Raw genomic sequence first — 3622 nt, 5'->3', positions numbered from 1 at the left:
CGTGGCCCCGGCGAGCGGAAGAATAGACAGATTCGGGGTGGTGGTCCGCGGAAGGGGCAGCCTGCAGCTCCCGGGCGGCGCCTGCCCCTTCCGCGGCCCACCACCCCGACTTCCGCCCCCGCAGCCACGCAAGAAAAAGGCCGGGGATCCCGGCCTTCTCCTCGCTCAAGCGCTCCAGCGCCGCCGCGGCAGCGACGGGCTGGAGCGCGGCGGGACCTCAGCGCAGGCCCGTCTCGTGGCGCGCGATCACCAGGCGCTGGATCAGCGGGGTGCCCTCGCGGACCCCGGTGATCCTGGCGTCGCGGAGAGCGCTCCAGCGCCGCCGCGGCAGCGGCGGGCTGGAGCGCGGCGGGACCTCAGCGCAGGCCCGTCTCGTGGCGCGCGATCACCAGGCGCTGGATTTCCGAGGTGCCCTCGTAGATCTCGGTGATCTTGGCATCGCGGAAGTAGCGCTCCAGCGGCATCTCCTTCGAGTAGCCCATGCCACCGTGGATCTGCACCGCCTGGTGGGTGATCCACATGGCGGCCTCGGAGGCGACCAGCTTGGCCATCGAGGCCTCTGCCGAGAACGGCTTGCCCTGGCTCTTGAGCCAGGCCGCGCGCAGGGTCAGCAGCATCGCCGAGTCGAGCTTGCACTTCATGTCGGCGATCTTGGCCTGGGTCATCTGGAACGAGCCGATGGCCTGGCCGAAGGCCTTGCGCTCCTTCACGTACTCGATGGTGCGTTCATAGGCGGCGCGGGCGATGCCGATGGCCTGGCTGGCGATGCCGATGCGGCCGGCGTCCAGCACGCTCATGGCGATCTTGAAACCCTGGCCCTCCTCGCCCACCACGTCCTCCGGCTGGGCCACGTAGTCGGCGAACTCGATCTCGCAGGTGGCCGAGGCGCGGATGCCGAGCTTGGGCTCGGTCTTGCCGCGGTGGAAGCCCGGGCGGCTGGTGTCGATCATGAAGGCGGTGATGCCGCGCGCACCCTTCTCCGGGTCGGTGACCGCGAACAGGATGATGTAGCGCGCCACCGGGCCGGAGGTGATCCAGCTCTTCTTGCCGTTGATCACGTAGGTGCCGTCGGCCTGGCGCACCGCGCGGCAACGCATGTTCGAGGCGTCGGAGCCGGACTGCGGCTCGGTCAGGGCGAAGGCGCCGATCTCCCTGCCCTCGGCGATGGCGCGCACGTACTTCTGCTTCTGCTCCTCGTTGCCGTTCTTGAGGATGCCGGTGCAGAACAGCGAGTTGTTGACCGACATGATGGTCGAGTGCGCCGCGTCGGCGGCGGCGATCTCGATCATGGCCAGCACGTAGCTGATCGGGTCCATGCCGGCGCCGCCGTACTCGGTCGGCACCTCGATGCCCATCAGCCCGTTCTCGCCGAGCACGCGGATGTTGTCCAGCGGGAACTCGCCGGTGCGGTCGAAATGCTCTGCGGAGGGCTCGATCACATCGCGCGCGATGCGCCGGGCCACGTCCTGCAACATGAGTTGTTCTTCGGTGAAGCTGAAATCCACGTAATGACCCTCCGGTCGAAATGTGGATCAATTGTAATCACCCTACCATTCGCCGGCGTATGCCGGTTGACCGCCCCGGCGCCCGGGGCGACAATATCTTTATATCGCGATAGGAAGATATTTATGGACCTGGAAGACTGGTCGGCCCGGCTCAAGGTCTTCGCCGATGCCACCCGGGTACGCCTGCTGGCCCTGCTGGAGCTGGAGGAGCTGACCGTGGCCGAGCTTTCGGCGATCACCCTGCTGGCGCAGCCGCGCGTCTCCACCCACCTGGCCAGGCTCAAGGAGGCCGGCCTGGTGCGCGACCGGCGCGCCGGTGTGTCCGCCTATTATCGCTTCGACGAGACCGCCCTGGACCCGGCCCAGCGCGCCATCTGGCAGACCCTGCGCAGCGGTGCCGACGACCCGCTGCTGCGCCAGGACGCCGACCGCCTGCCGGCGGTGCTGGCCACCCGCGCCGCGGACCAGAACTGGGCCGACAGCGTGGCCGGTGACATGGAGCGCCACTATTCCCCCGGCCGCACCTGGGAGGCCCTGGCGCGCAGCGCGCTGCCGCTGATGGAGACCGGCGACGTGCTGGACATCGCCTCAGGCGACGGCGTCCTGGCCGAGCTGCTGGCCCCGCACGCCCACCGCTACGTCTGCATCGACACCAGCGCGCGGGTGGTGGCTGCAGCCAGCGAGCGCCTGCGCCGCCTGTCCAACGTCGAAGTGCGCGAGGGCGACATGCACGAGCTGCCGTTCCGCGACGACAGCTTCGACCTGGTGATCCTGATGCATGCCCTGACCTACGCCCACAAGCCTGCCCAGGCCGGGGCCGAGGCCGCGCGCGTGTTGCGCCGCGGCGGCCGCCTGCTGCTGACCAGCCTGGCCCGCCACGAGCACCGCAGCGTGGTGGAGGCCTACGGCCACGTGAACCTGGGCTTCACCGGCAAGGAACTGCGCCGCTTCGCCGAGAAGGCCGGGCTGCAGGTCTCCACCCTGGAGACCGTCACCCGCGAGCGGCGCCCGCCGCACTTCGAGGTGATCTCGCTGATCGGGAACAAGCCATGAACCGCGAGCTGCCCTGGCTGCATCCACAGCGCGTGGCCCTGCTGGAGCAGGGCCTGGCCGAACGCATCCTGGTGCTGGACGGGGCCATGGGCACGATGATCCAGCGCCTGGGCCTGGAGGAGGCCGACTACCGCGGCGAACGCTTCGCCCCCGGCTACGACAGCCGGCACCCGCCGGCCGACGGCCGCGCGCGCGAGCTGAAGGGCAACAACGACCTGCTGCTGCTGACCCGGCCCGAGGCCATCGCCGCCATCCACCGCGCCTACCTGGAGGCCGGCGCGGACCTGGTGGAGACCAACACCTTCAACGCCACCGCCATCAGCCAGGCCGACTACGGCCTGGAGCACATGGTGTACGAGCTCAACCGCGCCGGCGCGGCGGTGGCGCGCCAGGTCTGCGACGAGGTCGAGGCCGCCAGCGGCCGGCCGCGCTTCGTGGTCGGCGTGCTCGGCCCGACCAGCCGCACCGCCTCGATCAGCCCGGACGTCAACGACCCCGGTTTCCGCAACACCAGCTTCGACCAGCTGCGCGAGGCCTACCGCGAGGCCGCCGAGGGCCTGATCGACGGCGGCGCCGACACGCTGATGGTGGAGACCGTGTTCGACACCCTCAACGCCAAGGCCGCGCTGTTCGCCATCGCCGAGGCCTTCGACGCGCGCGGCGCCCGCCTGCCGGTGATGGTCTCCGGGACCATCACCGACGCCTCCGGCCGCACCCTGTCCGGGCAGACCGCCGAGGCCTTCCACCACTCCCTGGCCCACGCCCGGCCGCTGTCCATCGGCCTGAACTGCGCCCTGGGCGCGCGCGAGCTGCGCCCGCACATCGAGGCTCTGGCCGCGGTGGCCGAGTGCCACATCAGCGCGCACCCCAACGCCGGCCTGCCCAACGCCTTCGGCGGCTACGACGAGACCCCGGAGCAGATGGCCGCGGTGCTGCGCGGGTTCGCCGAGGCCGGCCTGCTCAACCTGGTCGGCGGCTGCTGCGGCACCACCCCCGACCACATCCGCGCCATCGCCGGGGCGGTGCGCGGCCTGCCGCCGCGGCGCCTGCCCGGTGCCCCCGCC

General features: G+C 70.9%; 3 protein-coding genes. 2 read left to right on the top strand and 1 reads right to left on the bottom strand.

The window, feature by feature from the left end:
• Positions 1–356: 356 nt before the first annotated feature.
• On the bottom strand, positions 357–1505 hold the full coding sequence (locus CR938_RS13955; protein ID WP_162125568.1) for an acyl-CoA dehydrogenase family protein: 1149 nt from the start codon (positions 1503–1505) through the stop codon (positions 357–359).
• Between the two features lie 123 nt (positions 1506–1628).
• Between CR938_RS13955 and CR938_RS13950 the strand changes: the two genes are divergently transcribed.
• Both CR938_RS13950 and CR938_RS13945 read left to right on the top strand, forming a co-directional pair.
• Positions 1629–2558: an ArsR/SmtB family transcription factor gene (locus CR938_RS13950; RefSeq protein WP_162125567.1), complete on the top strand. Its 930-nt coding sequence runs from the start codon at positions 1629–1631 to the stop codon at positions 2556–2558.
• Positions 2555–3622 (top strand): homocysteine S-methyltransferase family protein (locus CR938_RS13945; protein WP_162125566.1); only part of this gene is annotated, 1068 nt, incomplete at its 3' end. The genes CR938_RS13950 and CR938_RS13945, both read left to right, overlap by 4 nt.

The sequence above is a fragment of the Pseudoxanthomonas taiwanensis genome, from assembly GCF_010093135.1.
GTDB classification, from domain to species: Bacteria; Pseudomonadota; Gammaproteobacteria; order Xanthomonadales; family Xanthomonadaceae; genus Pseudoxanthomonas; species Pseudoxanthomonas taiwanensis.
The sequence above is the reverse complement of the archived record's forward strand: the minus strand, read 5'-3'. Positions and strand labels throughout refer to the sequence as shown.